This is a genomic window from Epibacterium sp. MM17-32 (assembly GCF_022348205.1).
Classification (GTDB): Bacteria; Pseudomonadota; Alphaproteobacteria; order Rhodobacterales; family Rhodobacteraceae; genus Epibacterium.
Map to the genome: position 1 here is coordinate 1 of NZ_JAKRFC010000014.1, position 25,231 is coordinate 25,231.

A 25,231-nucleotide genomic window follows, 5' to 3' on the forward strand; every position below is an offset into this window, starting at 1 on the left:
GGCGGCTATTTCCCCTGGGATTACCAGCCGCTGCAAAAGGCCTCGGAGCGATACATGCGAAACCACATGGATCTCAACATCGTCGAGGACCAGGCGCGGGCGCCGAAACCGGAAACCTGAGCCCCTCATCACCCGCCTGCGCGCAAGAAAAAAACGACCCCAAAAATACAGCGCGCAGGCCTTCCCCCACCTCCAACAGGGAGACGCGCAATGTCAATCAAACCACCGCTCACGGATCTGCCGATCAAGACGGCAGACCGGGGGTTCTACTCGGGCTTCAGCGTCGATGTGACGATCAGTTCGAAACTCGCGGTCGCAGGGCTGGTGCTCTGGGCCGTCGCCTTTCCAGAGCAGGCCGGCGCCGTGCTGGCCGGGTTCAACAGTTTCATCCTGTCGAATTTTGCCACCTGGTATGTCTATGTGATGGCGGCCTTTGTCATCGCCTGCCTGGGGCTCGCCTTCTGGCCATCGGCGGCGCGGCTGAAACTGGGGGAGGATCACGATGAGCCGGAGTTCTCCCGTTTTTCGTGGTTTTCCATGATGTTCGGCGCAGGCATCGGGGTTGGCATGCTGACCTGGGCGGTGGCCGAACCGATCTACCATTTCAACACCAACCCGGATGTCATCCAGGGGTTTGCCAGTTCCAAGGAGATGGACAACTACCTGAACGCCTATAAGTGGTCCTACCTGCACTGGGGGTTCACCGCCTGGTCCTCTTATGCGATCGCCGGGTTGGGGCTTGGGTTCTTTGCCTATCGCCGCGGCCTGCCGCTGACCATCCGGTCGTCGCTGGCGCCGTTGTTTGGCGAGCGCCTTTCCGGTCCGCTTGGGCATGTGATCGACATCGTGGCGGTCATTGCCACCATCCTTGGCGTGGCGCAGATGCTGGGGTTCGGCGTCGAGCAGTTCGTGTCCGGCATGGCGCGTATCGGCATCGGCGACTGGCTGTTGAACGAGCAGGGCACCGCGTCGTCGCTCGGCATCATCGTGGCGGTGCTGATCATCATGGGCGCCTCGACCCTGTCGGCGCTGTCCGGTGTCGGCAAGGGCATCAAGTGGCTGTCGAACCTGAACATGGTGCTGTCGACTTTCCTGCTGGGCTTCTTCCTGATCTTTGGCTCCACCTGGTTTGGGCTGAATGCGCTGTTTGGCGGGTTCTGGACCTATGTCACCGCGCTGCCCGAGATGATCTTTACCGTCTATCAGAGCAACGGGTCGGAAACCGGCGACAAGCTGGTCGGCTGGCAGGGCGGCTGGACGGTTTTCTACTGGGCCTGGTGGGTGGCCTTTGCGCCCTTTGTCGGCCTGTTCCTGGCGCGGATTTCCAAGGGGCGCACGGTGCGTGAATTCGTGCTTGGCGCGGCGATCGCGCCTGCGATCATGTGTTTTGTCTGGTTCTCCTTTGCCGGCGGCACCGCCATTGACCTGGAGCTGAACGGGACCGCAAATGGCGCGATCTTCTCGGTTCCGGATGGCGACAAGATCTTTGCGATGACGGACCTGATGCTGTCGCCGGTGCTGTCCTGGCTGATGGCGGTGCTGATCGTGGTGCTGCTGATGACCTATCTGGTGACCTCGGCGGATTCGGCGGTTCTCATCGTCAACACCATCAATGCCGCCGGGGACGAGGGGCCAAAGGCGCGCCCGCATATCCTGTTCTGGGGTGCGGCCCTTGGTCTGGTGGTCGGGGCGCTGCTGCTCGTCGGCGGGCTCAAGGCGATCCAGACCGCGATGGTCATCGGCGCCTTGCCGTTCTCCATCGTGATGGTGCTGATGTGCATTGCGCTGTTCAAGGCGATCTACCGCGATGGCCTGCGGGAGCGCGCGCGTCGCCAGGCAGCGGAATAAGCCACGCGGCCAGACCATAGCAACAGCTGGGGCCGGCCCGTGATCTCGCGGGCTGGTCCTTTTTTCGGGCGCGGTCGCGGCTTTGCCCGCGCCGTCCCCGCACAAAGCGCTTGCGTCCGGGGCGCAGGGTTTGCAGTAGTTTCCGGCAGATCAGCTTGGAGGCATCATGGACGATCTGGATCGCCGGATCATCGCGGCACTGCAACACAACGCGCGTGAATCCACCACCAAACTGGCGGCAAAGCTGGGGGTGGCGCGCACCACCGTGCATGAGCGGATCACCCGGCTGGAGGAGCGCGGCATCATCACCGGCTACACCGTGGTGCTGCGCGATCCCGACGAGGGCAACCGGGTCATGGTGGTGGTGCTGCTGGAAGTGCAGCAAAAGGAAACCGGCCGCATTATCAAGCGGCTGGAGTCCTACCCGGAAATTCGTCAGTGCCTGTCGATCAATGGCGAATACGATCTGATGGTCTCGGCCGAGGCGCCGCGGATCGAGGATCTGGACATTCTGGTCGATGAGGTGGGCCGCATTCCGGGCGTACAGCGCACCAATACGCTGGTGGTCTTTGGCCGCCGTATTGATCGCGTTTGAACGATGTGACGATTGATCCGTCATTTTGGCGCGATTTTACGTCACTCCGACAATCCTGACCCTACAAAACGAACAATTGAACCTGCACCATAATGGGAACGCATGTCTTGAGGAGCGCAAAGCCGGTCCCCGCCTTTGCGTGACATGCTCAAACTTGAGGAGGTGCAGGTCATATGCAGTGGAACATCTGTGTCGTGGGCGCGGGCAAGATCGGTCAGGCGATCGCCACGTTCCTGAAAACATCCGCCAATTATCAGGTCACGCTTGCGGATCATGATCTGAACGCGCTGAGCGCGGTTGCTGATCTGGGCGTGCCGACCAAGCAGATCGATGCCAAGGATCCTGCGGATCTGGCCAAGGGGCTTCAGGGCTTTGACGCGGTGATTTCCGCCGCGCCGTTCTTCTTGACGCCAATGATAGCTGAGGCCGCCAAAACGGCGGGCGCGCATTATTTCGACCTCACCGAGGATGTGGCCGCGACCGATGCGGTGCGCAAACTGGCCGAGGGCAGCAAGACGGTGTTCATGCCCCAAAGCGGCCTTGCGCCGGGGTTTGTGGGCATCGCAGGCGCGTCACTGGCGGCGGAGTTTGATGAACTCGATAGCCTGCACATGCGGGTGGGCGCGCTGCCGAAGTTTCCGACCAACGCGTTGAAATATAACCTCACATGGTCCACCGACGGGCTGATCAACGAGTATTGCAACCCCTGCGATGCCATCGTGAATGGCGCGCGCACCAAGACTGCGCCGCTCGAAGATTACGAGCGTCTGAGCCTGGATGGGGTGGAGTATGAATGTTTCAACACCTCGGGCGGGCTTGGCACCTTGCCGGAGACGCTGGACGGGAAGGCGCGGGCGGTCTCTTATCGGTCGATCCGCTATCCCGGTCACTGCGACATCCTGAAAATGCTGCTGCATGATCTGGGGCTGGAACGCCGCCGCGACCTGATGAAAGAGATTTTCGAGAGCGCATTGCCGCGCACCGATCAGGACGTGGTGCTGGTCTATTGCACCGCGCGGGGCCGCATAAATGGCGAGCTGCGTGAAAAGAGCCTGATCAACAAGAGCTATTCCCGTCAGATCGGCGGCAAGACATGGAGCGCGATCCAAGTGACCACCACCGCCGGCGTGCTGGGGGTTGTGGATCTGGTGCGGCAAGGCGTCCTGCCCGCGCGCGGCTTTGTACGTCAGGAGCAGGTGAACCTGCAGGCGTTCCTCGAGACAGAATTTGGCCAGCTCTACCGGGCGGGCGACATCGACCACATGACAGACACAACAAAATTGGCAGCTGAGTGATGAAAGACATGGCACGAACAGCAGACGATATCCTGAAGAACCTCGACCTCACGGCGGCAGAGCTGAGCGGTGGCAGCCGCGCGGTGCGCTCGCCCATTGATGGCAGCACGCTGGCCGAGGTCCACGACACTCCCGCAGGCGAGATGCCCGCGATTCTGGAACGCGCGCAGTCCGCGTTCAAGGCATGGCGCGTGGTGCCCGCCCCGCGGCGCGGTGAGCTCATTCGCCTGCTCGGTGAGGAACTGCGCGCCGCCAAGGATGACCTTGGCGCGCTGGTCAGCTGGGAAGCGGGCAAGATCACCTCTGAGGGGCTTGGCGAAGTGCAGGAGATGATCGACATCTGTGACTTTGCCGTGGGTCTGTCGCGCCAGCTTTATGGTCTGACGATTGCCTCGGAACGTCCCGGCCACAGCATGCGCGAAACATGGCATCCGGCGGGGCCGGTGGGCGTGATCTCGGCGTTCAACTTCCCGGTTGCGGTCTGGTCGTGGAATGCGGCGCTGGCGATTGTCTGCGGCGATCCGGTGATCTGGAAACCGTCGGAGAAAACACCGCTGACGGCGCTGGCTTGCACCAAGATCTTTGAACGCGCGGTGAAACGCTTTGGCGAGGATGCCCCCGAAGGTCTGCTGCAGACCCTGATCGGTGACGCGGAACTGGGCAAGGTGCTGGTCGCCAGCCCCTCTGTGCCGGTAATTTCCGCCACGGGGTCGACCCGCATGGGCCGCGCGGTGGCACCTGTGGTGGCAGAGCGGTTCGGCAAATGCATTCTTGAACTGGGCGGCAACAACGCGATGATCGTGGCCCCCTCGGCGGATCTGGAAATGGCGGTGCGGGCGATTGTGTTCTCTGCCGTGGGCACCGCCGGACAGCGCTGCACTTCGCTGCGCCGCCTGATCGTGCACAACTCGATCCGCGCGGATCTGGTGAAGCGCCTGAAGGCCGCCTACGCCGGTCTGCCGATTGGTGATCCGCAGGCCGAGGGCACGCTGGTTGGCCCGCTGGTGGACGAGGCCGCAGGCGATGCGATGACCTCGGCGCTGAAGGCGGCCGAGAGCGAGGGCGGCACGGTGCATGGTGGCGCGCGCGTCACCGAGGGCGTGCCCGCAGGTGGTGTCTATATGGCGCCCGCCATCGTCGAGATGCCCGGTCAGAGCGCGTCGGTCAAAGAAGAGACATTTGCGCCGATCCTGTATGTCATGGGTTATGACGATTTTGAGGACGCGGTGGAGATGCAAAACGACGTGCCGCAGGGGCTGAGCTCCTGCGTGTTCACGCTCAATATGCGCGAGGCGGAGAGTTTCCTCACCGCTGCGGGTTCTGATTGCGGCATTGCCAACGTCAACATCGGCCCTTCGGGCGCGGAAATCGGCGGCGCCTTTGGCGGCGAGAAGGAAACCGGCGGCGGGCGCGAAAGCGGCTCTGACGCGTGGAAATCCTATATGCGCCGCCAGACCAACACCGTGAACTATTCGGCGGAATTGCCGCTGGCGCAGGGTGTGAAGTTCGACATCTAAGCTCCGGCCGGTCCTGATTTGGCTGTCGCGCAAGCGGCAGCCACGCGCCCGCCAGAGTGCGGCGGGACACGCTGTGTGATGGTAACGAGTGTCTGAGGGTCTCCCTCCCTGCCAAATGCGGCGGGGAGGTTTCTGTCAGTCTGCCGCGATGGCAAAGCTCTCGACCGGCTGCGAGACATTGTGCAGTTTCACATGTCCCAGCGGCTTGGCCTCGGCGGTTTCCGTCAGGATGTCGCGCGACACCACGATGCGGTGGCCAATGGTTTTGCCGTAATCACCCAGACGTGCGGCGATATTGGCGGCCTGACCGATCACGGTGAAGTCCAGCCGCTCCTGCGAGCCGATATTGCCATAGAGCACCGACCCCGAGGCAATCCCGATGGCGCAGTCCAGATTGGGCAGCGACGGGCAGGGCTCGATCTCGGCGAGCGCGGCGACAATACCCCGTGCGGCAGCAAGCGCCTGCGCGCGGGCTTCGGCCGGATTCTGGCCTGCCGGGAACACCGCCAGCACCGCGTCGCCGATGAACTTCAGCACCTCGCCGCCGTTTTCATGCACCACATCGGAGGTGGTCTCGAAAAACCTGTTCAGCAGCTTGATGTATTTGTCGCGCGGCAGGGTTTCTTCGAGCAGGGTGGAGCCGCGCAGATCGCAGAACATGATCGCGGCATCGATCTCATCGCCATCCCCCCGGCGGATGTTGCCCCCAAGCACCCGCGCACCGGAGCGTTTGCCCACATAGGTTTCCAGCACGGCCTGCGCGTTTTCACGCTGCATGAAGACCTCGTAATAGCGCGCAATCACCGCAGAGCACTCAAAGATCAACCCCAGATCAGCAGTGCTGAAGCCATCGGGGGCGTCGGATGCGACGGTCAACACATTGATCCGCCCGTCCGAGAACGGCAGCGGCATGGCGACATAGTCGGTCATGCCGCGGTCGCGCAGATCGCGCAGGATCGGGAAGTCCTCGGGCGGGGTCGCGCCGGTCAATCGGTAGCGCAGCCCGCCAAGCCCCTTGGAGACATGGCGCAGCGGAGAGTTTTTGAACTCCGGCTTTTCGTGGATCTCGTAGGAGGGCGAAAAGGTCTCCACCCCCGGTACGCCTTTTTCCCACAGGTAATGGTGGCCCGCGATCCGGGGATGCAGGGCCCAGGCGAGGATGGTCAGGCGGCTGACGGGCAGGCCTTGTTCGTGCAGTTTGGCGACGAAGGCCTGGGTGAAATCCTCAGGTGACGGCAGGAAGGCCGCCTCGCGCAGGAGCCAGTCCACCAATGGGCCGGAGATATTGCCGTCATCGGGCGCTTGCAGGCGGTTTGGGCCCAGATCCAGCCGGTCGAGCGCCTCGGGGATGAAGCCGACATGGCCCTTGATCTGGCGCGCTTCGGGCAGGGTTTCGTCATAGCTCCAGACCGCGCTGCACAGCTCCTTCTTGCCGGGCAGGATCAGGTCGCGGTAGTGGGCGGTGCCCTTGAAGGGGCAGAAGGTGGTCTTGCTGCAGGCCTTGTCCATATCCACCAGCAGGTCTTCCTTGGGGAAATAGACCACGGGGGAGAGGCGGGTTTCATACATCACCTTGGCACGGCTGCTCTGTGCGAGCAGCGTGTCGCCGTGATAGGCAGCAACCGGGCCGTCCAGTTGTTCCACAAGGATACCGTAACCGCTGCGCGGCGAGACCTGAATGTTCATGGGGTGTATCTGTCCAAAGCTAGCCTTCCTAATTTGGGAAGGTTTGCGGCAGATTTCCAGCCCCTTCGCCCGCAGCGGGGATCACATTTGAGGGATTGCGCCGTGCGGTGCACGTCGCCGGGGGGCAGGCCGCGCCTTCGGCGCGGTCTGCCGGGCCCAACGGGCGGATGGGAATTTTCAATTCACAGACGACGGGCGGGAGCGCCCCCCGCCTTTTGCGTATCCGGGGTGACGGAGGTGGACCGGGGCGGGCGTCACACCATGCGGATCACATCCTTGTTGATCGCCAGCACATAGCCGCGTTTGGCGATGTTCTTGACCAACAGCTCGCTGATCATCTGATTGCCAAGGGTGTCGCGCAGGCGTTTGATCCGCGTGGCCCCTGCGGCCTCTTCGCAGTCACTGCTGGATTTGCCGGAAATCACCGCCTCGATTTCAGCGCCCGAGAGCACATCATCATCGAGCCGCGCCTCAGCCAGCACCGACAGCGTTTCCATCGCGGCCTTGGTGAGTTTGAAGCCCATATTGTTGAGATAGACGGTGTTCTCCTCGCGGCTGATCAGCAGCTCGGTCACCTGAATCCCGGCGCGTTCGATCTGCGCCATGCGCCGGTTCAGCATCACCAGCATCGCCAGCACCACCAGAGCGGCAATCATCATCGCGGTGGCAAAGACCAGAAGCACAAAGATCACCATCCGATAGCTTGCCAGCGTGTCGGCAAAGGCGGTGCCGCTCTGGGCGAGGATCTCCAGCAGTTTGACCTCGGCCTGGGTGGTGAGGTCGTTTTCCACAAAGAGCCGTTCGATCCGGGCGTTGAACGCATTGCCATCGGGCAGGGTCAGGAGCAGCACCGTGCCCGCGATCCCCAAAAGCGCCACGATGGCGCAGATCCCGAGGGCGATCACCCGGGACCCGGCATTGCGGACCTCAGAAACGGAGAAAGTTGGATCCGGCATCCGCTTTCCTTTTGTCGAGCCCCTCGGGGCCAAAAACGGACAGGACGTTCAGAAGCGTCCAGCCTGCGCGTTGCAGACGGGCGGCCACCTCATCGCGGGCGGCGGATTTGGAGCAGGCCCCGGAGAGTTCCATCACACCGTAATGGAGCTTGAGCGGCTGGTCCTGCTTTGCCTTGTAATCGGCATAGCACCCAGCCGCATGCGCGGGCTGCGCGAGGGCTGCGAGGAGCAGCAGAAGGGCGGGGATCTGGCGCATGTGTGTCATGTGCTCATCATGCCGTCGGGGCCCGTGATATTCAATGACAACAGGGTGTTGGGGCGCTGATATTTGATAACAGGCGGGCGTTATTGCCTGTCTGGAGCCCCCGGGGCGAGGCTTGGGGCATCCGGTTGATTGCCAACCGCCACATGCACCCACATAGGATAAATCGATATGACCTGCTTCGCCTCTTCTTCACGTAATCTCCACCGTAAATTCATTGCCGCCGTGATCACCACGGCCATTGCCGTCACCGGGTTTTCCGCCGCACCGGCGCGGGCTGATGGCGACGACATTGCCAAGTTCATCGCAGGCGCTGCGATTCTCGGTATCATTGGTGCCGCGATCAATGATCACAAGAAAGACCGCCGCCACCGGCCGCATGTTGACCCGAAACCGCATCCCAAACCGCTGCCGCCGCGCGTGCGTCGCTATGACCTGCCGGCGCATTGTCTGACCAGTGTCCGGGTGCGCGGCAAGGATCGCAACCTCCTGGGCATGCGCTGCCTGCGTCGCAACTACGACTATGTGCGCGAGCTGCCGAACCGCTGCTACCGTGAATTTGACACCCGCCACAAAAGCCGTCGCGGCTACCGTCCCGGCTGCCTGCGCAAACACGGCTACCGTCTGGTGCGCCGATAAGCGCCAATGGTAAGAGAGCAGTCCACTGGGGCGCGTCCTGCGCCCCTTTTTTGTGCCGGCGCCCTTGCGCGGCGCGGTGAAACGGGGGCAGTGAAGGGCATGGATACTCCGGATTTGTCATTGGAACAGGCCGCCCTGTCGCGCGGCTATACGCGGATTGCAGGTGTCGATGAGGTCGGGCGTGGCCCATTGGCGGGGCCGGTGACCGCGGCGGCTGTGGTGCTGGACCTTGCGGCGCTGCCAGAGGGGCTCAACGATTCCAAGAAGCTGACGCCCCGCAGGCGTGCAGCGCTGGAACCGGAAATCATGGCGCGGGCCTGTTACGCGGTGGCGCATGCCTCGGTGGAGGAGATCGACCACCACAATATCTTGCGTGCGTCGCATCTGGCGATGGAGCGCGCGGTGGCCGCCCTCGACCCACAGCCGGATTACCTGTTGATCGACGGAAATCTGATCCCGCGCGATCTGCGCATTCCGGCCGAAGCTGTGGTCAAAGGGGACGGTCGATCCCTGTCCATTGCGGCGGCGTCCATCCTGGCCAAGGAGGCCCGCGACCGCATCATGGTGGATTTAGCGCAACAGTTTCCGGGATATGGTTGGGAGCGAAATGCGGGCTATCCGTCGAAACAACATCGCGAGGCGCTCATAAAAATAGGGGTTACCCCTCACCATAGAAGGTCGTTTAAGCCGGTCCACAATATCTTGTATCAAGAGTGAACCGTAGTCCGCTGATTCAAAAAACAAATTGACCTCGAATCCGGGATGACTCATCCTGTGGACAACCAGAATGAGCGCAAAAGCGCCGTGGTTATCGAGGCAGAGCAAATGAACAAAACCATCGCAAAGGGCGCCGCTACGGCGCTCCCTTTAAACACGATTCTTGATGGCGACTGTATCGAGAGGATGGCAAGCCTGCCCTCCAATTCGATCGACATGATCTTCGCGGATCCGCCCTATAATCTCCAGCTCAAAGGGCAGCTGCACCGCCCTGACAACTCCCAGGTGGATGCGGTCGACGATGACTGGGACCAGTTCTCCAGTTTCGGCGTCTATGACCAGTTCACGCGCGCGTGGCTGAAAGAGGCCCGCCGCATCCTGAAGCCCAATGGCGCGCTTTGGGTGATCGGCTCCTACCACAACATCTTCCGTGTCGGCTCTGCCTTGCAGGACGAGGGATTCTGGATCCTGAACGATGTGGTGTGGCGCAAGTCGAACCCGATGCCGAACTTTCGCGGCAAACGCTACACCAACGCGCATGAGACGATGATCTGGGCGTCGAAATCCGAAGGTGCCAAATATACCTTCAACTATGAGGCGCTGAAGGCGCTGAACGAGGGCATCCAGATGCGCTCGGACTGGGTGATGCCGATCTGTACCGGCCATGAGCGTCTGAAGGATGCAAATGGCGACAAGGCGCATCCGACCCAGAAGCCCGAAGCACTGTTGCATCGTATTCTGGTGGGCTCCACCAACCCCGGTGACGTGGTTCTGGACCCGTTCTTTGGCACTGGCACCACCGGCGCGGTGGCCAAGATGCTCGGGCGTGAGTTCATCGGTATTGAGCGCGAAGAGAGCTACCGCAAGGTTGCCGAAGAGCGCATCAAGAGCGTGCGCAAATTCGACCGCGAGGCGCTGCAGGTCTCGGCCTCCAAACGGGCAGAGCCGCGGGTTCCTTTTGGTCAGCTGGTCGAGCGCGGTATGCTGCGTCCGGGCGAGGAGCTTTATTCGATGAACCGTCGCCACAAGGCGAAGGTGCGCGCGGATGGCACCCTGATCGGCGACAATATCAAGGGCTCGATCCATCAGGTGGGCGCGCATCTTGAGAACGCGCCGTCCTGCAATGGCTGGACCTACTGGTGCTTTAAGAAGGACGGGAAAACTGTCCCGATCGATGTGCTGCGCCAGCAGATCCGGGCCGAGATGCAAGGCTGACGCCGCCTTTCCGACCCTTTCGAACGCCGACGATGTGCTGCCCTACGGGCGCGGCGCATCGCACCTTGCCCCGCCGTACTGGCGGGGTTTTTTGCATTGCCTTTGAGGGGCGGGCGTGCAACCGCAAGATCGCCTTCCTATCTTGAAGGCAAGCAATTCGAGACTGACATACCCCCAAAGGGAGAACTGGATGGTCGAAGCCACCACAACCGCACCGGTCGCCCCGGCGCGCGTGTCCACGGATCCGATCCTGCAGGATGACGCGCTGGAGACAAAACACATCCGCGAGGCGCTGGAGGAACACAAGAGGCGCGGCGTGGAGATGGCGGTTCTGGCGCGCTGGATCATCATGCCGATCGTGGCGGTGTTCCTGATTGCGGTCTACCCGCATCTGTCGCAGCTCTATTATATCGCGTTGCTGGGGCTCTTGTGCGTGAACGGCTACTTCATTCGCCGGTTCGCCCGCGTGGGGCGGTCCCGTGCCGAGGTGGCGCTGATCATGTTCGATCTGGTGCTGATGACCTATGGCATGGTGTTTCCGAACCCGTTCGATCAGCAGGATATGCCGATCCCGATGCTGTATCAGTATGATAACTTCATGTATTTCTTTATCATTCTGGCGGCTGGCACCTTGGCTTACAGCTGGCGGACGGTGCTGGGGATCGGCGTATGGGCCAGCGTGATCTGGCTCGGCGGGTCGGGGCTGATGTGGTATCTGATGACCCCGAACCTGGAGATGGCGCAGCGCCTGAACGACGCGCTGGCGGACTGGCCGCATATGATCGCCCTGTTTGACCCCAACGATGTCGGGTTTCGGTTCCGCATCCAGGAGGCGATGGTCTTTTTGATGGTTGCGGCGATCCTGGCGCAATCGACGCGGCGGTTCTACCTGATGTTGGACCGCAACGCCGATCTGGCGCGGGAGCGGGCCAATCTGTCGCGCTATTTTTCGCCCAATGTGGTGGAGCAGCTGTCGCAGAATGACGAGCCGCTCAACCAGGTCCGAACCTCCAAGATTGCGGTGCTGTTCATCGACATTGTCGGCTTTACACGTTTGGCCGCCGAGAAGGATGCGGTCGAGGTTATTGAACTTTTGCGTGGTTTTCACGGGCGCATGGAACAGGAAGTGTTCCGCCACGGCGGCACGCTGGACAAGTATCTGGGCGACGGGCTGATGGCGACCTTTGGCACCCCGATGCCCGGCGATCACGATGCCGCGCAGGCGCTGGCCTGTGCCCGGTCCATGTGTCAGGTGCTGGAGGCCTGGAATGCAGAGCGCAAACAGGCCGGCGAAGCGGAGATCCGCGCCGGGATCGGCATCCATTTTGGTGAGACAGTTCAAGGGGATATCGGCGCGAACCGGCTGGAATACGCGGTGATTGGCACCGCGGTCAATGTCGCCTCCCGGCTGGAGGCCATGACCCGCAACTTGTCGGCGCGCATCGCCATGAGCGATGACCTCTGCCAGCAGGTCCAGCGCGAAGGTGGCGGGGCGGAGCTGTTGGATGGGTTCATCTGCCATCCCGACCAGTCGATCCGTGGGCTGGATGGGCCGATGTCGGTCTGGACTCTGCCGCGCCCCGAATAAGACATTCCTTAAGGGTTGCGACCTATCTTGGCGGCATCGCATTTAGAAGGCTTGTGTGATGCCACAAAACAACCTGGATGAATTGCTGACCTGGTTCGCGCTGGGTGATTTTGACCGATCTGTTCTTGCTGACATGGCTGCTCTGGTGGAGCGCCATATCGATGCCGTGCTCGATGAGTTCTATGGAATCTGCCTCGCGCGCGAGGAAACCCGGCGGTATTTTCCGACCCCTGAAATCGTGGCGCATGCCAAGGCAGCGCAACGCGCCCATTGGCTGCGGCTGTTCTCTGGCGCCTTTGACGAGGCCTATCTTGCATCTGCCGCGACGGTGGGCCGGGTCCATTTCGAGGTCCAGCTGCCGTTTCACCTGTTCCTGGGGGGCTATGCCACCGCCGGCGATCGCATTCTGGACGTGGTGCTGTCGCAGCGGACTGGCTGGCGTGGCTCCAAAAAGGTGATGACACAGGCGCGCTTGTTGCAGCGCCTGATCCTGTTCGACTGCGAGCGTGTGATCGATGGCTATATCGCCGCTCAGATGCAAGAGCGCGAAAAAGCGTTGAATATCATGACCGACGGGATCAAGCGGCTGGAGAGCGGTGATCTGACGCAACAGATTGCCACCGCGCGCGACGGCGGTCTGCCGGAACGGTTCGACGATGTGCGCCTGTCCTACAACGGCCTGCTGGATCACTGGTCCGGCATCCTGGCGGATGCAACAACGCGGGCGCATTCGGTGAATGCCAAGATCGCCGAAACCGTTCAGATGACGCGGGACATGGCCCATCGCTCAGGCGAACAGGCCACGACGCTGAATGAAACGGTGACCGCCGTGAACAGCGTCACTGAGAGCACCAAGGTGACCAGCGAGAAGGTCGCCGATGCGGCCAAGCAGATCGAGGCCAATCGCCTGGTTGCCGACGAGGGGGGCTCTGTCGTCAAGGAGGCGATCGCCGCCGTGGAGCGGATCGAACAATCCTCGGGCAAGATCACCAAGATTGTCGACGTGATCGAGGAAATCAGCTTTCAGACCACCTTGCTGGCGCTGAACGCCGGGGTTGAGGCCGCCCGCGCGGGCGAGGCGGGCAAGGGGTTTGCGGTTGTGGCGGCCGAAGTGCGCAGCCTCGCCAGCCGCGCCACCGATGCCGCGGTCGACATCAAGAAGCTGATCTCCGAAAGCTCCTCGCAGGTGCATGAAGGATGCAGCCTTGTGCATCAGACAGGCGAACGGCTGGATTGCATCCGGTCGAGTGCCGACAGCGTGGCGCGGATCATGCAGGAGGTCGATGGCGTCATCGCAGAGCAATCCGGGCATCTGGTCTCTATCAGCGAGCGGATGGAGCGTCTGGATCAGTACACCCAGAACAGCGCCGACCAGGCCGGGCAGGTGTCCAGCACGACCGATGCGCTGGCACAGGATTCGGCGGCGCTCAAGGCCAGCATGGACGGATTCAAGACGCGCAGCCTTGCAGTGAGAGAAGCCGAGATGGATCTGGCCTATGAACGGGCGGCGAACCAGCGTTAGCGCGGCATCGGGGTGGTGCGCCGGTTGTAGGGCTGCCAGTTCGTGATTTCGGGGTAGTAGTGCTGGCGCCAGCGTCGCACCTTCGGGTTCATCACGCGCCGCCACAGCGGCGGGATCATGGCGGCCACCGTCATCACCGGATAGCCGTAGGGCAGCTGCGGCGCGTCTGACGGCGCGTAGTTTTGCAGCAGCGGAAACCGCCGGTCGGGCCTGTAGTGGTGGTCCGAGTGGCGTTGCAGGTTGATGAGCAGCCAGTTCGACGCCTTGTGGGCGGCGTTCCAGGAATGATGCGGTTTGACGTGCTCATAGCGCCCGTCGCCCAGATGTTTGCGGGTCAAACCGTAGTGCTCGATATAATTGACCAGTTCCAGCTGCCAGATCGCGACGCCGGCCTGGATCAGGAACAGCACCACACCGGACCAGCCTCCGATCAGCCAGGCGAGGATCAGCATTCCGGCCTGGAGGCTCCAGTACCGCAGGAACGGGTTGCTGCGATGGGTCCAGGCCAGCCCCTTGCGCGCCAGCCGCTCCCGTTCGGCGGCAAAGGCCGAGCGCCAGCATTGCACCAGAACGCGCGGATAGTAGCGGTGAAACCCCTCGTTGTAGCGCGCGGTGACCGGATCGCGCGGGGTGCCGACATAGCGGTGATGCACCAGCAGATGTTCGGAGCGGAAATGCGAATAGAGCACCATCGCCAGCAGCACATCCGCCATCCAGCGTTCCAGCCGGTTGGTCTGATGCATCAGCTCGTGGCTGTAGTTGATCCCGATGGTGCCCGAAACAACGCCCATTCCAAAGAAGACGCCGAATTTCTCCAGGCTGCTCAGGTGCTCTGCACCGGCGACAAAGGCGATCAGGCCAAACAGGCAGAGGAATTGCAGCGGCACCCAGGCGGTGGTGAGCCGGATGTACCATTTCAGATCCGCATCGGAGGAGTGCGGGTCGGCATTGTCGAGATCCAGCCCCAACAATCCGTCAAGCGCGGCAAAGAGATACCAGGTCGCAAGGGGCGGCAGCAGGATCCACCAGCTGCCCACAAGAGCGCCGATCCAGACCAGGGGCAACAGGGTCAGCGACAGCCAGAAGGGCAGGGCGCGGCGCCAATCGCGCAGCTGGGCGGCAGGAATGAACTGTGCCATGTGGCACCTCCGGAGAGCGGTTGAGCGCTGTCCCGCAGCCTAGCGGTGATCTGCCCGCAACCCAAGAGGGCGCATCAGCGCAGCTCCGGACGCGCCAGGTCAAAGGCCTTGCGCATGACCGTGGGCAGGTCGGACGGGCGGAAGGCGTGGCGGGCAACGATCTCCTGCCCGGGGCGCGGGGTGGGTGAAGGTGTGACGCACCTCCGCCCCCAGCTCCTGCCAGTCGGCATCAAAGGGCGGCGCCTCGGCGGGGGCGTCATTCCAGTCCGATCCGGGCCAGCCGAGCATGCCGCCAAGCAGACCCTTGTCGGGGCGGCGCTCCAGCAGCCAGTCGCCGGCGGCAGAGCGCGCCAGGTAGATGTAACCGTATCGGGTCGGTTTGGGCTTTTTGGGCGTTTTCTTGGGCAGCTCCGCAGCGGTGCCGTTGGCCCTGGCCGTGCAGGGGGACCGCCAGGGGCAGATCCCGCAGGCCGGGGATTTCGGCGTGCAGATCGTGGCCCCGAGGTCCATCACCGCCTGCGCATAATCGCCGGGGCGGGTGACCGGGGTCAGCGTTGCGGCGTGGTCTTTCAGCAGCGGTTTGGCTGCCGGCAGCGGCGTGTGCTCATCGTGCAGGCGGGCCATCACGCGCTCCACATTCCCGTCCAGCACGGTTTCGGGCTGATCGAAGGCGATCGCCGAGATCGCCGCCGCCGTGTAGGGGCCGATGCCGGGCAAGGCGATCAGCCCCGCGTAGGTGTCGGGGAACGTCCCATTCAGATCCTCCGCGACCACACGCGCGCATTTCAGCAGGTTGCGCGCCCGTGCGTAATATCCAAGCCCGGCCCATTCTGCCATCACGTCTGCATCCTGTGCGGCGGCCAGATCGGTCACCCGGGGCCAGCGGCGGGTGAACCGTTCGAAATACTCCGTCACGGCGGCAACGGTGGTCTGCTGCAACATCACCTCGCTCAGCCAGATGCGGTAGGGATCGGGTCGCACCCCGGCGGCGCGCTCTGCGGGGCCGACCCGCCAGGGCATCCGGCGGGCGTGGCGGTCGTACCAGTCCAGCAACTCCTGGCTCAGTGTCTCTGGATGCACGGCGAGGTCACGCATTCTTTATCCCTTGGCTCATGGTTTGGCTGGTCTGTGGCTTCTGGCCCTTTACAATAGGGCGGACACTCACGCAAAACCACTGGCATGGCATACAGGCGACCCACAACACGCGGCTTCAAACGCACAGGCTCCTTGCTGAACGACCAGATTCGCAAGGCAGGCGAAACCCGTGGCTTTGCGGTTTCGCGGCTGCTCACCCATTGGGAAGAGATCGTCGGGCCGGAGCTTGCCGCGATGGCACGTCCGGTCAAGGTCGGCTACGGGCGCGGCGGCTTTGGGGCGACGCTGACGGTTCTGACCACGGGGGCCATGGCACCGATGCTGGAAATGCAGAAATCGGCGCTGCGTGACAAGGTCAACGCGGTTTATGGCTACAACGCCATTTCCAAGCTGCATATCACGCAGACGGCGCCGACCGGATTTGCGGATGGCCAGGTTGATTTCCGCTATGCCCCCAGGACCCGAGAGCCGGTCGAACCCGCCCCCGAAGACGTGGCGGCGGCGCGCGAATCCGCGACGGGGGTGGAGAATGACGAGTTGCGCGCAGCCCTCGAGCGGCTTGGGCGCAATGTGATGACACGACAAAAAACACTGCGAAAGGGGTAGTAATGACCCGTCTCATGACAGGCATTTGCGCGGCAGTCGCCGTTGCGGCAGGCGTATATGCAATCAACAGTTTTTCCAACCGCCAGGGCGAGGCCAGCCTGCTGGACCTGCAACTGGTCGGGGCCGCAAACGCGCAGGAGAGCGCCGAAGCCGCCGATGTGGACACCTCCACCATCGTGGAAATGGTGCAGGGCGCCGAGGATGCGCCGGTGACCCTGATCGAATATGCGTCCTACACCTGCCCGCATTGCGCCAGTTTCCATGCCGATGCCTACAAGAAACTGAAGGCGGATTACATCGACACCGGCAAGGTGAAGTTCATCTACCGCGAAGTCTATTTCGACCGCTTCGGCCTCTGGGCTTCGATGGTGGCGCGGTGCGGCGGAGAAGAGAAGTTCTTTGGCATCACCGACCTGATCTTCAAGGGCCAGTCGGAATGGACCCGCGCCGGAGGCCCGGCTGAGATCGTCGAGGAGCTGAAGAAGATCGGCCGCCTCGCCGGGCTGGACAACGACAAGCTGGAAGCCTGCATGCAGGATGCCACCAAGGCGCAGACGCTGGTGACTTGGTATCAGGAAAACGCCACGGCCGATGACGTGCAGTCCACGCCGTCCTTCATCCTGAACGGCACCAAGGTTTCGAACCAGCCCTATGCAGACATGAAAGCGCTGATCGAGGCCGAGCTCGAAGGCTGAGCCGCAGATCCCGCAAGATGACAGGCGCGCCGCTTCCTCAGTCGGGGGGCGGCGCGATCTGTTTCAGCGGGGTCAGGATCATGTCGGGCTGCGCCACCTGAAGGCGGACCGGCAGGGTGATGACCTTCTGGCGAAAGCTCTGCGGCAGGCGCACGGCGTCTTTTTCGGTGGTGACCAGTTGCGCCCCGAGCAGGCGGGCCTCCTGTTCCAGCCGGGTCAGCAGGGCGGGAGCCAGCGTCTGGTGATCGTCAAGCGCTTCGGCCCGGCACAGCTCTGCCCCCAGCTCCCTTAATGTGGCAAAGAATTTTTCCGGATGCCCGATCCCTGCAAAGGCAAGGACGCGGGTGCCCTGCCATGGCATGCCCGTGGGCAGCGGGGCAACATGACCGAGCGCATGCGGAACGGTGAGTGACGCGTTCCAGACCTTGAGGAAATTCTCCTGCGCGCCGTCCGCCCCCAGCGACAGTACCAGATCCGCCCGGCGCAGGCCAACCTCGACCGGCTCGCGGAGGGGGCCTGCGGGCAGGCAACGCCCATTTCCAAAGCCGCGCTGGGCATCCACCACCACGACGGAAAAATCCTTTGCCACCGCCGGGTTCTGGAACCCGTCATCCAGCACGATCACGGTTGCGCCCGCCGCCGCAGCGGCCTTGGCGCCGGTGCCGCGGTCCCGGGCGACCCAGACCTCGCCAAAGGCCGCCATCAGCAGCGGCTCATCCCCCACGTCGGCGGCACTGTGACGGGAAGGGTCGACCTGCACCGGACCCTCCAGCCGGCCACCGTACCCGCGCGAGACCACGTGCACGGTATGCCCGGCCGCGCCCAGCTGCTCCATCAGCCAGATGACGGTCGGGGTCTTGCCGGTGCCGCCCGCATTCAGGTTGCCGACGCAGATCACCGGGACCGGAACCCGCACCGGCGCCCCCTTGCGCAGGCGGGTCGCGGTCCCATGCGCATAGAGCCGGCCCAGGGGGGACAGCAGACAGGCGCGCAGGTCGAAATCCCCGGGGGCCTTGTTCCAGAATTCAGGTGGTCGCATTGGCGTTTTCGCTTTGATCGAGCAGGTCCTGGACCCGGTCGAGGAGAGTGTCGGTCATCACCGCACCTTCGGTCACCACCTGCCAGCCTGCAAGCGCCATTTCGGCGGCGCGGTCCGGTGAGGACAGGCGGTAGACCGCCTCGGAGAGCTCTTCTTCGCCGTAGATGCGCTGGGCCGCGCCCAGGGCGGCCAGCCGATGATAGGCCTGCGCATGAGAGACCGTGCCCGGCCCGTGCAGGATGGCAGAGCCAAGCGCGGCGGCGTCCAGCGGGTTGCTGCCCTGAGCACCGCGGATCAGGCTGTTGCCGAGAAAACAGAGCGGGCAGAGGCGATACCAAAGCCCCAGATCCTCCGACAGGCCCAGAATCACCTGCGTGTGGTCTTCGGGTTCTTCGCCCATGTCCCAGTCGGCAAAGTTCAGCCCCTCCTTGCGCAGGAGGCTGCGCGCGGCATCGAGATCTTCCAGCGTGTCGACCGTCATCACGAGCAGCAGCCGGTGCAGCAGCCGCAGGGTGGCGCGATGTGCGCCGAGGATCGGCAGCAGTTCGGTCAGGGACAGATGGGCCGCAAGCCAGAGCGGGCGGCTGCTGAGCTGGGTCTGCAGCTGTGCCAGTTCATCATCATTGCAGCCGGGCGGGGTGCTGGACTGGAACAGCCGCCCCGAGGACCGAATGCGCTCGGCGGGAACGCCAGCCCGTTTCAGCCGCTCGGTGACATCGCGCCCCGGCACCAGGATCTCGGCAAACCCGTTCAGCAGCCGGTGGCGCTGGTCCGGGAGCCAGCGTGACGCGCGTCCCGGCAGCTCGTCCACATCGATGTCGACGAGCAAGGAGGGAAGCGCGCGTTCCCGCAGTTGTCGCATCAGCAAGCGGCGCAGGCGCCCGCCGGTCCAGATACAGACATCGGGGCGCCAATTGTCCAGGAAACTGCGGATTTCCGTGGGTTGCTCCACGGTCAGCGGCCCCAGCGCGATGTCGCAGCCCTCGGGCAGCTGGGGGGGACGTATGTCGTCCTCCCAGGTCAGCATCATCATCAGATCGGGGCGGTTCGTCTTCAGCCGGTTGCCAACATCGCACAACCCCAGCAGCCGTTCCTGCGTGGTTGCATGGGCCCAGACCAGCTCCCCTTCGGGGCGGGTCATGCGGGCCGTGCCAATGGGTCTGTGTTCCTCCGTGCGCCAGGGCATTATCGCCCATTCGCCTCCGCGCTGTAGACCAGACGAGAGAGCAGCTGGCGATGCAGGGCGCCACTGCCTGCAACGACGCCGTCCTGCAACGCGTCCGGACGGTTGAAAATCATCGCGCGGCCGCTGCGGTCGGTGACGACGCCCCCCGCTTCCTGAAGGATCAGGACCCCGGCGGCGATGTCCCATTCCCAGGTCGGGCGCAGGGTGAGCATGGCGTCATAGGTGCCGTCGGCCACCCGCGACATCCGATAGGCCAGCGAGGGCCGGTGGCTGCGCCGAAAGCCGGGCGCGACACCATTGGTCCAGTGCTGCGCCTCCAGCGTCGGTTTGGCGCTGAGCACATGGGCGGTATCGCTGTCGTCGGCGGCACTGGCGGTGATGGCAAGGTTATTGCAGGTCGCCCCGGCCCCCGCCGCGGCGGCATAAAGCAGGTCGCGCTGCGGCAGATAGACCACTGCCGCGACCGGCTGCCCGGCTTTCACGATCGCCAGCGAATGCGCCCAGGTGCGGGACCCGTCGGCAAAGCTGCGGGTGCCGTCGATGGGATCGATCACAAAGACCTGTTCGCGGCTGTGGCGGGTGGGATCGTGCTCGCTTTCTTCGGACAGCCAGCCATAGTCCGGGCGGGCCGCGCGCAGGTGGTCCTCCAGATAGCGGTTCACCGCCAGGTCGGCTTCGGTGACCGGTCCGGCGCCATCGGGCTTGTCCCATTTCTTCGCGACGGTGCCGGTGAACTGCCCCGCGATCTCGCCTGCCTTTTGGGCGGCGGTGATGAGGAGCGTCAGATCAGTCTCCGGCAAGGGTCATCCCTTCGACCAGCAGCGATGGCACCACCCGCGACAGATAGATGCGCGCGTCATTTGCAGGCACCAGCGTTTTCAGCATGTCCAGGAGGTTGCCGGCGATGGTCACCTCGTTGACGGGATAGGCGATTTCGCCATTCTCGACCCAGAAGCCGGAGGCCCCGCGCGAGTAATCCCCGGTGTTGGGGTTGATGGTGGAGCCGATCATCGAGGTCACCAGCAGCCCGGTGCCCATGTCGCGCAACAGATCGGCGCGGGACCGATCGCCCTGCGTGAGCGCGATGTTCCAGTTCGAGGGCGACGGGACCGACCCGATGCCCCGCGCGGCGTTGCCGGTGCTCTGCAGCCCCAGTTTTCGGGCCGACGCAAGGTCCATGGTCCATCCGGTCAGGATGCCGTTGTCGATGATCGCACGGCGCTGCGTCGGCAGGCCCTCGCCGTCGAAGGGGCGCGATCCGGTGGCGCGGGGGCGGAAGGGATCTTCGATCACCGAAAGCCCGTCCGGCAGGATATGCGCGCCGAGGCTGTCCTTGAGCCAGGAAGAGCCCCGCGCCACTGCCGCGCCATTGGCGGCGCTGAGCAGGTGACCGATCAGCGATGAGGAAATGCGTTCGTCAAACAGCACCGGATAGGCGCCGGTCTTGGGGCGGCGGGCGTTCAACCGTTCGATCGCCCGCTCCCCGGCGGTGCGACCGATGTCACCCGCGTCGCGCAGGTCGGACTGAAAGATCCGCGAATCGCCGTCGTAGTCGCGCTCCATGCCGGTGCCGGTGCCGGCGATGCCGACGCAGGAGATCGAGCGGCTGGTGCGGGCGTAGCCGCCTGAAAACCCGTTGCTGGCCGCCAGGTGAATATCGTGGTGCCCGTACCCTGCCGCTGCGGACTGGACCTGGGTGATCCCATCAATGGCCGCGCAGGCAGCCTCGGCCGAGAGCGCGTCCTGTTGCAGCTGATCCGGCGCAGGCTCCGCGCTGGGGTCGGCCATTTCAAGCGCCCCAACATCCCAGCCCTGCGCCAGTTGCTCTGCCGTGGCGAGACCGGCATAGGGATCTTCCGGTGATTCTTTTGCCATGGCGACGGCGCGTTCTGCCATGGCGATCAGGGTTTCGGCCCGGGTGTCGGACGAGGAGACCTGCGCCTGTCGTTGTCCGACAAGCACACGCAGCCCGATGTCCACCCCTTCGGAACGTTCTGCATGCTCCAGCGTGCCGTCGCGCACCTCGATCGAGAGGGAGCTGCCCTCGGCAGCCATGGCATCGGCGGAATCGGCGCCGGCCTTGCGGGCAGCATCAAGCAGGGCGTGGCAGAGGGTTTCGGGCGTGTGTGTCATGGGCACCTTCACTCGTGGGCGGCAATGCTAAAGAGCTAGCCAGACAGCAGGGTCACCGCAAGGGCTGTGCATCATAAAAAGGGGCTGCCCCGCTCAGGAACAGCCCCTTCATCTGTGCATTCAGGCCCGCAGGCCGCAGGTCATTTCAGGCGCTGGCCATTGGCGAGCACGTGACCGTCGTCGTTCACTTCGATCTTCGAGGTCAGCGTGTCATCACCGGCAGGAACCGCAAACATGCCCATCATCATGCGCGCACCCATGGCGTCATCCTCGGACATCAGGCCCATGCCGATCAGCTTGTCGATCAGGGTGTTGGCGCCGACCAGTTTCAGGTTCGCCTCGCCGGAGGGCGCGGGCATGCCGTCAAAGCTCTCCAGGTCTGAGTTGTCGAAGGTGAAGGCCCCGGTGCCGGTCAGTTCGGCGCCGGCCGCGGAGAGCAGCACCTCGTTGATGGTGACGGAGTTCAACTCGCCCGGGGCTTCCTCGCCGCTTTCGACCACAGCCATCTGCTCTTCGTCCACGAGGTCAAAGAACAGTTTGCCGGTGCCCGACATGTCCACAACCAGGGTGGCCGGATCATGCGGCAGCTCGCCGGTCGGGTCGATCAGACCCCAGAGCATCTCCGGAACCGCAAATTCACGCAGCGCCAGGCCAAGGGCAAAATCCTGTTCCTCGTCGGATTTGGTCAGCGGCATCGCGAAGTTGACGCCCAGTTCTTCCATGCTGAGCGCGATCGGGAACGGGATGTCGGACCCCATCAGGTTCAGGGTGGTGTCGGTCTGGGTGACATCATAGGCCAGACCATCGGGGCTGAGGCCGATGTCGAAGGTTCCACCCTGCGAGGAGGTCTGCATCTCAAAGGTATCAGACCCGTCGGCGCCTTTGACATTGCTGTTGCCGGACTCGAAGGTGAAGGTGCCGGTATAGGCCATGCCGGCCTTCAGCATCGCCGCCACATCGGTCGGATCTGCGATGTCGGGCACGGTCACGTCGCCGGTGAATTCCAGGCCCTGCATGGCGCCGTCGATCTTGGCGCCGTCATCGCTGTCGGGATCCTGGAACATGAAATCATAAGCCAGCGCGGCCATGGTCATCGACTGGGTGTAGGCACGTACGTCGCCGATCTTCATCACCGTGTTGCTGTCGAGGTCGGTCACGTTGATCGTCAGCGCCGCGATGTCGGAGGGCACCGCCTCGCCGTCGATTTCGAGATCCGCCAGCGTGATGGCGCCGGTGGCGGCAGAGTAGCTGTATTCCATTTCGGAGGCATCGCCGCTGACCACCATCGGGCTGCCGTCGTGGGTGTAGAGCAGCGTACCGGTGACCGCCTCGCCCTCGGCATTGATGTCAAAGGCCATCGGGAATTCACCCGGCATCACCACATTGACGGTGCCGTCGCCGTTTTCGACGAATTCCAGCGTGCCCATGGTCATGCCAAAGGAATCGCCCTCGATGTCCATCGACATCTTGATGTCGGAAACGGTGAGGGTGTTGCCGGAGAGGTCTTCCGACGCGGTGACCTCATAGCCGGTGCTGGACATGTAGTCCTTCCAGTCCGACCAGACCTCCTGGGCGCTCAGGTCGGCATGTGCCGCCTGTGCTACGAGCATTACGGGGGCAACAAAACCCAGGCCACGAATTAGAGAAACAGACATAGAAGAACCTTTCCTAGCGAAGAATTGGGGCGAACCTCTCCGCTCTTGCACCGACGGTCAAGGGAGCCAATGACTGGACCGTTCCCCCCAAGGCAGATTAACACAGAAGAAAACGTAGGTTGGGAGAGAATTTATGGAATTCAGAGATAAAACGGTCGTGATTTCCGGTGCCAGTCGCGGCATCGGAGCGGATGCCGCAAGGGTTTTTGCCGCCGCCGGGGCAAATGTGGTCCTGCTGGCCCGCAGCGCAGAGGCGCTGGAGGCGCTGGCGCAGGAGATCGGCGAAAAAGCGCTGGCGTTGGCCTGCGACGTGGCGGATTACGCCGCGGTCGACGCCGCCTTTGCGCGTGCGCATGCGGTTTTTGGCAGTCTCGACGTGCTGATCTGCAACGCCGGCATGATCGAGCCGATCTCTCGGCTGGAGCAGGCAGAGCCTGACGCCTGGGCGCAGCTCATCAATGTGAATATTACCGGTGTGTTCAACATGATGCGGGCGGGGCTGCCGCATCTGAAGGCGGCGGGTGGTGGCTCGGTTCTGACCATCGGGTCGGGGGCGTCGCAACGACCACTGGAAGGCTGGAGCGCCTATTGCACATCCAAGGCCGGGGCGGCGATGCTGACGCAGGCGCTGCACCTTGAAGAAGCTGCCAACGGCATCCGCGTCATGGGGCTGTCGCCGGGCACCGTGGCCACGCAGATGCAGCGCGAGATCAAGGCCAGCGGCATCAACCCGGTCAGCCAGCTGGACTGGGAGGACCATATCCCGGCGGAATGGCCGGCGCGCACGCTGCTGTGGATGTGCAGCGCGGATGCGGACGATTTTGTCGGGACCGAGATCTCCCTGCGGGATGAGGGGATTCGCAAGCGGGTTGGTCTGATATGATCGAGAGCCATCAGGACGCGCGCGGCTGCCTGGTCCTGCGGCTTGATCGTCCGGACAAGGCCAATGCGCTGACGCCGGAGATGCTGGAGCGGCTGATCGCGGAATTGCGGTCAGCACAGGACGCACGTGCGGTGATCCTGACCGGCACCGGCAAGGTGTTCAGCGCCGGGGCGGATCTGGACGCAGCCCGCGCCGGCCTGGCGACCTCACCGCTGTGGGAGGAACTGTCCGGCACGCTTGCGGCGATGCCCTGTCTGAAGGTCGCGGCCCTCAACGGCACGCTGGCCGGTGGCGCCAATGGCATGGCGCTGGCCTGCGATATCCGCATCGCGGTGCCGGGCGCAAAGATCTTCTATCCGGTGATGCAGCTTGGCTATCTGCCGCAGCCCTCGGATGCGGCGCGGATGCGGGCGCTGATCGGGCCGGCGCGGACCAAGATGGTGCTGGCGGCCGGGCAGAAACTCTCTGCGCAGGAGGCCTATGACTACGGGTTGATCGACCGCATTGTCGCCCCGGAGGATCTGATGTCCGTTGCGGCATCCCTTGTGGAGCCGTCCCTGAGCGCGGCGCCGGACGTGGCCCGCGCCATCTTGCAGGCCTGCGACCGCGTGCCGGACCATCGCTAGCGTTTGCGCCGGTTGCCCGGCACGCGGGAGGTAAAGGCGGGCGGGCGCTTGCGGATCCAGGCGATGAACTTCGCCAGTCTCGGGTGCTGTTGCAGGGCCGCGATGGTGCTGTAGTCACGGGCCAGCTCCGCCTCGCTGAGGGTGGCGTGGATTTCCTTGTGGCAGATGTGGTGTAACAGCACCGTCGGTCCGCCCTTGCCCCCTTTGAGTTTTGGCACCAGGTGATGCAGGCTCTGCGGGACGTCCGGCGGGATCGGCCGGTTGCAGAGCGGGCATGTGGGGTCGGTGGTCTGATCGGGCATGGTCGGTCACGAATTATGAAAGCACGCAGGTC

General features: G+C 63.5%; 24 protein-coding genes and 1 pseudogene. 14 read left to right on the forward strand and 11 right to left on the reverse strand.

Going from position 1 to position 25,231, the window contains the following annotated elements; genetic code table 11:
* From MHM88_RS18300 to MHM88_RS18320, 5 genes are all read left to right on the forward strand, one after another.
* Positions 1 to 120, forward strand: a 120-nt coding sequence (locus MHM88_RS18300) for a hypothetical protein (protein ID WP_239368172.1), incomplete at its 5' end; no start/stop codon positions are given.
* 90 nt (positions 121 to 210) lie between these two features.
* A complete protein-coding gene (locus MHM88_RS18305; RefSeq protein ID WP_239368002.1) occupies positions 211 to 1,848 on the forward strand; it encodes a BCCT family transporter in 1,638 nt (545 codons plus the stop codon).
* 166 nt (positions 1,849 to 2,014) lie between these two features.
* On the forward strand, positions 2,015 to 2,443 hold the full coding sequence (locus MHM88_RS18310) for an Lrp/AsnC family transcriptional regulator (protein WP_239324631.1): 429 nt from the start codon (positions 2,015 to 2,017) through the stop codon (positions 2,441 to 2,443).
* A 173-nt stretch (positions 2,444 to 2,616) separates the two neighbouring features.
* A complete protein-coding gene (locus MHM88_RS18315) occupies positions 2,617 to 3,738 on the forward strand; it encodes a saccharopine dehydrogenase family protein (RefSeq protein WP_239368004.1) in 1,122 nt (373 codons plus the stop codon).
* 8 nt (positions 3,739 to 3,746) lie between these two features.
* Positions 3,747 to 5,255, forward strand: a complete 1,509-nt coding sequence (locus MHM88_RS18320; protein WP_239368006.1) for an aldehyde dehydrogenase family protein — start codon at positions 3,747 to 3,749, stop codon at positions 5,253 to 5,255.
* A gap of 135 nt (positions 5,256 to 5,390) precedes the next feature.
* On the opposite strand, the gene MHM88_RS18325 is transcribed toward MHM88_RS18320, so the two are convergent.
* The 3 genes from MHM88_RS18325 to MHM88_RS18335 form a co-directional block, all read right to left on the reverse strand.
* Positions 5,391 to 6,941, reverse strand: a complete 1,551-nt coding sequence (locus MHM88_RS18325; protein ID WP_239368008.1) for a DUF427 domain-containing protein — start codon at positions 6,939 to 6,941, stop codon at positions 5,391 to 5,393.
* Positions 6,942 to 7,195: 254 nt separating this feature from the next.
* Positions 7,196 to 7,897: a hypothetical protein gene (locus tag MHM88_RS18330; protein ID WP_009177547.1), complete on the reverse strand. Its 702-nt coding sequence runs from the start codon at positions 7,895 to 7,897 to the stop codon at positions 7,196 to 7,198.
* A complete protein-coding gene (locus MHM88_RS18335) occupies positions 7,869 to 8,162 on the reverse strand; it encodes a hypothetical protein (RefSeq protein WP_239368010.1) in 294 nt (97 codons plus the stop codon). Before MHM88_RS18335 ends, MHM88_RS18330 begins: the two co-directional genes overlap by 29 nt.
* Before the next feature lie 168 nt (positions 8,163 to 8,330).
* On the opposite strand from MHM88_RS18335, the gene MHM88_RS18340 reads away from it, so the two are divergent.
* The 5 genes from MHM88_RS18340 (at position 8,331) to MHM88_RS18360 (ending at position 13,840) form a co-directional block, all read left to right on the forward strand.
* Positions 8,331 to 8,798 carry a hypothetical protein gene (locus tag MHM88_RS18340; RefSeq protein ID WP_239368012.1) on the forward strand — a complete coding sequence of 156 codons (468 nt, stop codon included), beginning with the start codon at positions 8,331 to 8,333 and terminating at the stop codon, positions 8,796 to 8,798.
* Positions 8,799 to 8,897: 99 nt separating this feature from the next.
* Positions 8,898 to 9,515: a ribonuclease HII gene (locus MHM88_RS18345; protein ID WP_239368014.1), complete on the forward strand. Its 618-nt coding sequence runs from the start codon at positions 8,898 to 8,900 to the stop codon at positions 9,513 to 9,515.
* A 108-nt stretch (positions 9,516 to 9,623) separates the two neighbouring features.
* Positions 9,624 to 10,730, forward strand: coding sequence for a site-specific DNA-methyltransferase (locus MHM88_RS18350; protein WP_239368016.1), 1,107 nt, complete (start codon positions 9,624 to 9,626; stop codon positions 10,728 to 10,730).
* A 190-nt stretch (positions 10,731 to 10,920) separates the two neighbouring features.
* Positions 10,921 to 12,318, forward strand: a complete 1,398-nt coding sequence (locus MHM88_RS18355; RefSeq protein ID WP_239368018.1) for an adenylate/guanylate cyclase domain-containing protein — start codon at positions 10,921 to 10,923, stop codon at positions 12,316 to 12,318.
* 58 nt (positions 12,319 to 12,376) lie between these two features.
* The gene (locus MHM88_RS18360) at positions 12,377 to 13,840 is read left to right on the forward strand and encodes a globin-coupled sensor protein (protein WP_239368020.1); all 1,464 of its coding nucleotides are present in this window, start codon (positions 12,377 to 12,379) and stop codon (positions 13,838 to 13,840) included.
* On the opposite strand, the gene MHM88_RS18365 is transcribed toward MHM88_RS18360, so the two are convergent.
* Together MHM88_RS18365 and mutY are read right to left on the reverse strand one after the other, a co-directional pair.
* The gene (locus MHM88_RS18365; RefSeq protein ID WP_239368022.1) at positions 13,837 to 14,979 is read right to left on the reverse strand and encodes an alkane 1-monooxygenase; all 1,143 of its coding nucleotides are present in this window, start codon (positions 14,977 to 14,979) and stop codon (positions 13,837 to 13,839) included. The genes MHM88_RS18360 and MHM88_RS18365 overlap by 4 nt on opposite strands.
* Positions 14,980 to 15,053: 74 nt before the next feature.
* Positions 15,054 to 16,074 (reverse strand): annotated as a pseudogene (gene mutY, locus MHM88_RS18370) (A/G-specific adenine glycosylase).
* 84 nt (positions 16,075 to 16,158) lie between these two features.
* On the opposite strand from mutY, the gene MHM88_RS18375 reads away from it, so the two are divergent.
* Positions 16,159 to 16,680 carry a DUF721 domain-containing protein gene (locus MHM88_RS18375; protein ID WP_239324608.1) on the forward strand — a complete coding sequence of 174 codons (522 nt, stop codon included), beginning with the start codon at positions 16,159 to 16,161 and terminating at the stop codon, positions 16,678 to 16,680.
* Positions 16,681 to 16,682: 2 nt separating this feature from the next.
* Entirely contained in the window at positions 16,683 to 17,375 is a 693-nt protein-coding gene (locus tag MHM88_RS18380) for a DsbA family protein (RefSeq protein WP_239368024.1), read from the forward strand.
* 37 nt (positions 17,376 to 17,412) lie between these two features.
* On the opposite strand, the gene lpxK is transcribed toward MHM88_RS18380, so the two are convergent.
* The 5 genes from lpxK to MHM88_RS18405 form a co-directional block, all read right to left on the reverse strand.
* Entirely contained in the window at positions 17,413 to 18,414 is a 1,002-nt protein-coding gene (lpxK, locus tag MHM88_RS18385; RefSeq protein WP_239368026.1) for a tetraacyldisaccharide 4'-kinase, read from the reverse strand.
* Complete coding sequence (locus MHM88_RS18390; RefSeq protein ID WP_239368028.1) at positions 18,401 to 19,600, reverse strand: 3-deoxy-D-manno-octulosonic acid transferase; 1,200 nt, start codon at positions 19,598 to 19,600, stop codon at positions 18,401 to 18,403. Before MHM88_RS18390 ends, lpxK begins: the two co-directional genes overlap by 14 nt.
* Positions 19,600 to 20,400 (reverse strand): 3'(2'),5'-bisphosphate nucleotidase CysQ, encoded by an 801-nt coding sequence (locus MHM88_RS18395; RefSeq protein WP_239324603.1) that lies wholly within the window; start codon positions 20,398 to 20,400, stop codon positions 19,600 to 19,602. The genes MHM88_RS18390 and MHM88_RS18395 overlap by 1 nt, the downstream gene beginning before the upstream one ends.
* Positions 20,387 to 21,733 (reverse strand): TldD/PmbA family protein, encoded by a 1,347-nt coding sequence (locus MHM88_RS18400; RefSeq protein WP_239368030.1) that lies wholly within the window; start codon positions 21,731 to 21,733, stop codon positions 20,387 to 20,389. The genes MHM88_RS18395 and MHM88_RS18400 overlap by 14 nt, the downstream gene beginning before the upstream one ends.
* Positions 21,734 to 21,873: 140 nt before the next feature.
* The gene (locus MHM88_RS18405; RefSeq protein WP_239324601.1) at positions 21,874 to 23,388 is read right to left on the reverse strand and encodes a DUF2125 domain-containing protein; all 1,515 of its coding nucleotides are present in this window, start codon (positions 23,386 to 23,388) and stop codon (positions 21,874 to 21,876) included.
* A gap of 133 nt (positions 23,389 to 23,521) precedes the next feature.
* On the opposite strand from MHM88_RS18405, the gene MHM88_RS18410 reads away from it, so the two are divergent.
* On the forward strand, positions 23,522 to 24,271 hold the full coding sequence (locus MHM88_RS18410) for an SDR family oxidoreductase (RefSeq protein ID WP_239324600.1): 750 nt from the start codon (positions 23,522 to 23,524) through the stop codon (positions 24,269 to 24,271).
* A complete protein-coding gene (locus tag MHM88_RS18415) occupies positions 24,268 to 24,897 on the forward strand; it encodes an enoyl-CoA hydratase/isomerase family protein (RefSeq protein ID WP_239368032.1) in 630 nt (209 codons plus the stop codon). The genes MHM88_RS18410 and MHM88_RS18415 overlap by 4 nt, the downstream gene beginning before the upstream one ends.
* Here MHM88_RS18415 and MHM88_RS18420 read toward each other — a convergent pair.
* The gene (locus tag MHM88_RS18420) at positions 24,894 to 25,199 is read right to left on the reverse strand and encodes an HNH endonuclease (RefSeq protein WP_239368034.1); all 306 of its coding nucleotides are present in this window, start codon (positions 25,197 to 25,199) and stop codon (positions 24,894 to 24,896) included. The two genes, MHM88_RS18415 and MHM88_RS18420, sit on opposite strands and share 4 nt — an antisense overlap.
* Positions 25,200 to 25,231 lie beyond the last annotated feature (32 nt).